General features: G+C 72.2%; 3 protein-coding genes. All 3 read left to right on the top strand.

Features of this window, described 5'->3' with window-relative positions; genetic code table 11:
- A partial coding sequence (locus tag ACWDZ6_RS33210; protein WP_451505804.1) for a condensation domain-containing protein occupies positions 1 to 2,830 on the top strand: 2,830 nt, incomplete at its 5' end.
- A gap of 50 nt (positions 2,831 to 2,880) precedes the next feature.
- Positions 2,881 to 4,089, top strand: coding sequence for a methionine adenosyltransferase (gene metK, locus ACWDZ6_RS33205; protein ID WP_366736158.1), 1,209 nt, complete (start codon positions 2,881 to 2,883; stop codon positions 4,087 to 4,089).
- A 90-nt stretch (positions 4,090 to 4,179) separates the two neighbouring features.
- Positions 4,180 to 5,163, top strand: a complete 984-nt coding sequence (locus ACWDZ6_RS33200) for a carbohydrate kinase family protein (protein WP_451505805.1) — start codon at positions 4,180 to 4,182, stop codon at positions 5,161 to 5,163.
- Positions 5,164 to 5,320 lie beyond the last annotated feature (157 nt).

The following is a 5,320-nucleotide window of genomic DNA, read 5'->3' as shown; positions in this document are numbered from 1 at the left end:
CGCCGCGGGCCGCAGCCTCGACCCGTCGGCCGGCCGCACCGTACAGGCGGTGCTGGCCCGGGACCGCCGCCCGGCAGGACCGCACGCCGACCGGCTCGTGCTCGTCGTCCACGAACTCGTCGTCGACGACATCTCCTGGCGGATCCTGCGGGAGGACCTGGAGGCCGCACTCGACGCGATCGACGACGGCGCCCTGCCCGGACTGCCGCCCGAGGCCGTGCCCTTCGAGGAGTGGATCGCCCGTCTCCGACGCGGCGCCGCCGATCCCGGCGAGGCGGTCCGCTGGCGCGAGACGGCCGACGCGCGAGCCTCGGCCCAGGCCTTCGTCGCCTCGCTGCCCGTACCGGACACGGCACCCCTGCACCATCCGGGATTCACCCTCGACGCCGCGGTGACCGCACGGCTGACCGGTCCGCTGCCCAGGCGGTACGGCTTGAACGTTCAGCAAGTGCTCACCGGAGCCGTCGGGCTGGCCCTGGCCCGCTGGCGGGGACACCAGGACGTCGCCTTCGACCTGCGGACGGACGGGCGGCAGGGCAGCCACGAACTGGCCCGCACCGTGGGCCCCTTCGCATCGGCCCACCCGGTCCTCCTCGACGCCGACCGCACCCGGCCCGCCGACGGCTATCTGACCCAGGCCGCCCCCGCGCTCGCCGAAACGGGCGGCACCGCCTTCGTGGCCTGCAGCGAATACACGCCGGATCCGGTGCTGCGGCTCGTACTGCGCGAACTCGTGCCCACCCTGGTGTCCTTCACCCCGCACGGCCCTGACGAACTGCCGCCCGCCACCAGCCGGTTCCGCGCAACAGCGGAACACCGCCCGGCCCGGCACACCACTGCGCGGTCCACCGTGGACATCCACTCCCGCGTCCTGGACGGCATGCTGCGGATCTCCGTGGACTGGGTGCCGTGCGCCGTCGACGGCGTCACCGAGGATTCGGTGCAGGCCCTCACCGTCCTCCTGCGCGACGTCCTGGAAGAGCTCGCCGGCAGCGAGCACCACAGCCCGTCCGTACGGAGCCTGGCCCCTTCCCCGCTCCAGCGGGAGCTGTTCGCCGACGCCGCGGCCCACCCCGGCACCGGCCGCCATGTCGAACAGCTCGCGTGGACCTGGTACGGGCCGCTGGACACCGGCTGCTTCACCGCGGCCTGGCAGTCCGTCTTCGACCGCGACACCGCGCTGCGCGTCGCCTTCGAGGACGGCCCCGAGCTCCGGCTCGTACTCCACGACCAGGTATCGCCCGAGGTGGTACGGCTGCCCCACGGCGCCGCCGAATGGCGTGAGCTCGTCGCGCGCGACCGGCTGCGCGGCTTCGACCTGAGCCGGCCCGGGCCCCTGCGGGCCACGCTGCTGGACGGCGACCCGGACCAGGCCGCCCCGGGGTCGTTCACCCGGGTCCTGTTGACCTACCACCACGCCCTGCTCGACGGCTGGAGCGTCCGACTGCTGCTGCAGCAGTTCTACCGCGCCTACCTGGCCGGAGGCACGCTCCCCGGCGGTGACCGGCGCCCCGACATCCGCGACTACACGGACTGGCTCCGTGCCCAGGACACGGCGGCTGCCAAGGAGTTCTGGACCCGGGCCGCACCGCCGGCCGGTGCGGCGACCTCCCCGGTGCCCGTGGCGTCCGCGCTGCCCGCGGACCCGGCAGGCCGGCTTCGGTCATGGGCCGGTGCGTCCGCGGTCCGCCCCGTAACAGGCCGCATCCGTCTGCGGCTCACACCGGACGAGGCCGCCAGGCTCAGCGCCTGGGCGGGCGGCTGGGGCGTTACGGAGAGCAGCGCGCTGCAGGCCGTCTGGGCCCTGCTGCTGTACCGGGCCACCGGCGCCGCGGGACCCGTGCCGATCCGCTTCAGCGTGGCGGTGTCCGGACGTGGCATCGCGCTCGAAGGCGTGGACCGTATGCCGGGAACGCTGCGCAACCCGCTGCCGATGTCCGCCGAGGTCGACCCGGAGTCGACCGTGCCCAGGCTGCTCGCCGCCCTGCGCGACCAGGCGCTGGACAAGGCCGCGTACGAATGGGTCTCGGCAGGCCAGATCCGTGCCTGGACCGGCCGCCCCGACGGGGCCGACAGCCTGGGCACCGCGGATGTGCACCCCGACGACACCCTGCTCGTCTTCGAGAGCCGCCGGCAGCAGGACGGACTCGCACAAGAACTCGCCGCCCGCGGCATCCGGGTGGGGTTCCCGGAGACCACCGGCACCAGCACCGCGTACCCCCTCACCCTGGTCGCCCACCACGACAGCGCCGGAGGCCTGGTGCTGACCGCCAGCCACGACCTGGCCCGCTGTGCCGACGCCACCGGCGTCCTCAACGACAGCGCCCGGCTGCTGCGCGAACTCCCGCACATCGCCGACGAGTCCCGGACCATCGCCGACGTACTGCAGACCCTGACCCCCCTTCGCGCGCCGGACGACACCGCAGAGCCCGCGTTCATCACCCTGCGGGCGGCCGAACGGCCCGGCGCGAGCACCGTCTGCCTCGTCCCGGCGCCCGGCACGCCCCGCTCCTGCTACGACCAGCTCGCCCGCCTGTACACAGGACCCGGGGCACTGCTGCTCCTGAGCCCTGCCCCCGAAGGGGCGAAAGCCCACCTCGCCGCGCTCCGGCCGCTGCTCGACGCGGGCGAACGCCTTGTGCTCGGCGGCTTCTCGGGCGGCGGAGTCATCGCGTACGGGATCGCACAGCTCATCGCGGCGGACGGCGGGCGGCCTCCGCTCATCGTCCTCACCACTGCGACCACCGGACCGGGGACCGCGGCCGCCGACGGCGAGGAAAGCGTCCGCGCCCTCGCCCGGATGCTCGAAGAGGCCGCGGAACGAGCCTGATGCCCCCCGCACACGGACCATCCACACAACCCTGACCTTTCTGGAGAGTCATGTCCCGTCGCCTGTTCACCTCGGAGTCTGTCACCGAGGGCCACCCCGACAAGATCGCCGACCAGATCAGCGACACAGTCCTCGACGCGCTGCTGCGCCAGGACCCGGCCTCCAGGGTCGCGGTCGAGACGCTGATCACCACCGGCCAGGTGCACATCGCGGGCGAGGTGACGACCGCGGCGTACGCCGACATCGCCACCCTCGTCCGCCAGAAGGTCCTCGAGATCGGATACGACTCCTCGGCCAAGGGCTTCGACGGCGCCTCCTGCGGCGTCTCGGTGTCCATCGGCGCGCAGTCCCCGGACATCGCCCAGGGCGTCGACTCGGCCTACGAGCAGCGGGTGGAGGGCGACGAGGACGAGCTGGACCGGCAGGGCGCCGGCGACCAGGGCCTGATGTTCGGCTACGCCACCGACGAGACACCGTCGCTGATGCCGCTGCCGATCCACCTGGCGCACCGGTTGGCGCGCAGGCTGACCGAGGTTCGCAAGGACGGTACCGTCCCTTACCTGCGCCCCGACGGCAAGACCCAGGTCACCGTCGAGTACGTCGGCAGCCGCCCGGTCCGGCTGGACACCGTCGTCGTCTCGTCCCAGCACGCCTCGGACATCGATCTGGACTCGCTCCTCACTCCCGACATCCGCGAGTTCGTGGTCGAGCACGTGCTGGCGGACCTCGCCGAAGACGGCATCAAGCTCGACACCGACGGCTACCGGCTGCTGGTCAACCCGACAGGACGCTTCGAGATCGGCGGTCCGATGGGCGACGCAGGCCTCACCGGCCGCAAGATCATCATCGATACGTACGGCGGCATGGCACGCCACGGCGGCGGCGCCTTCTCGGGCAAGGACCCCTCGAAGGTGGACCGTTCGGCCGCCTACGCGATGCGCTGGGTCGCGAAGAACGTCGTGGCGGCCGGCCTCGCCGCGCGCTGCGAGGTCCAGGTCGCCTACGCCATCGGCAAGGCCGAGCCGGTCGGCCTGTTCGTCGAGACCTTCGGCACGGGAGCCGTCGCCCAGGGCCAGATCGAGAAGGCCATCACCGAGGTCTTCGACCTCCGGCCGGCCGCGATCATCCGCGACCTGGACCTGCTTCGCCCGATCTACGCGCAGACGGCTGCCTACGGTCACTTCGGCCGCGAGCTCCCGGACTTCACCTGGGAGCGGACCGACCGCGCCTCGCAACTCAAGGCCGCCGCCGGTCTCTGACCACAGGCGACCGGCAACAACCGACCGGCAACAACCGGCCACCGGCCCCGCCCCGGCCCCAGTGCCGCCAACAGGAGTTCAGGAGTGCATGTGCGTATCGCGGTGACAGGCTCCATTGCCACGGACCATCTGATGGTCTTTCCAGGCCGGTTCGCGGATCAGCTGATCCCGGACCAGCTCGCCCATGTCTCCCTGTCCTTCCTCGTCGACGAGCTCGAAGTGCGCCGTGGTGGGGTCGCCGCGAACATCGCCTTCGGGCTCGGCAGCCTCGGTCTCACCCCTCTGCTGGTGGGGGCGGTGGGCAGCGACTTCGCCGAATACGAGGTCTGGCTGAAGGAGCACGGCGTCGACACCGGCGCCGTCCGTGTCTCCTCCCCCCGGCAGACGGCCCGCTTCATGTGCATCACCGACCAGGACTCCAACCAGATCGCGTCGTTCTACGCGGGCGCGATGACGGAGGCTGCCGACATCGGCCTCGGGAACCTGTCCACTCCTACGACCCGCCCCGACCTGGTGCTCGTCTCACCGAACGATCCGGCAGCGATGCTGCGGCACACCAGAGAGTGCCGGGAGCTCGGCATCCCCTTCGCCGCCGACCCTTCGCAGCAGCTCGCGCGGCTGGAGGAGGGCGAGGTGCGGGACCTGGTGGACGGCGCGCGGTGGCTGTTCACCAATGAGTACGAGGCCGCGCTGCTGCTCGAACGCACCGGCTGGACACGCGAGAAGGTCCTCGCATTGGTGGGCACCTGGGTCACCACCCTGGGCGAGGCCGGAGTGAGGATCGACCGCGCGGGACAGCCGCCGGTCACCGTCCCGGGCGTCGCCGACATCCCCGTCGTCGATCCGACCGGCATCGGAGACGCCTTCCGGGCCGGCTTCCTGGCCGCCCACAGCCGGCAGCTGCCCCTCGTGCCCGCCGCCCGGCTGGGCTGTACGGTCGCGTCCCTTGCCCTCACGACGGTGGGCTCGCAGTCGTACCGGGCCGACCCCGCGCAACTCCTCGCGACCGTCGAGAAAGCCTACGGCGCGGACGCGGCGAAACCGCTCCTCCCGTGGCTGGGTGGCCGGTCATGACGGGCACCCGGATCGACGCCCTGCGTGAGGCGCTCGCCACTCGTGTGGTGGTGGCTGATGGTGCGATGGGCACGATGTTGCAGGCGCAGGATCCGACGCTTGAGGACTTCGAGAATCTCGAGGGGTGCAACGAGGTTCTCAATGTGACGCGGCCGGA

Source organism: Streptomyces sp. NPDC002926 (genome assembly GCF_053591755.1).
This window is presented reverse-complemented; position numbering and strand designations above follow the sequence as displayed.